Genomic DNA, 219 nt, shown 5'->3' with positions numbered 1-219 from the left:
GGCAGCCTGGTGGTCAGCGGCAGTGCCGAGCCGAACAGCACGGTTACTGTGACTTACCCGGATGGCAGCACCGCGACGGTGGTGGCGGGCACTGACGGTTCCTACAGCGTCACTTCGCCGGTGAACCAACCGACCGGTGATGTCACTGCGAACTCGTCGGACGCAGCAGGTAATGTCAGCCCTGACACCGTGGTGGCTTATGCCGATGCCACGGCGCCA

At 64.4% G+C, this 219-nt stretch carries 1 protein-coding gene; it reads left to right on the top strand.

The features are described from left to right. Positions 1-219: Ig-like domain-containing protein (locus Q7F16_RS30235; RefSeq protein WP_413211840.1), on the top strand; the 219-nt coding region annotated here is incomplete at both ends.

Origin of the sequence: Pseudomonas sp. Lb2C2 (assembly GCF_052112205.1) — a bacterium.
Lineage (GTDB): Bacteria > Pseudomonadota > Gammaproteobacteria > Pseudomonadales > Pseudomonadaceae > Aquipseudomonas > Aquipseudomonas kilonensis.
Note: the sequence above shows the minus strand (reverse complement) of the source record. Positions and strands in the feature narration are given on the sequence as shown.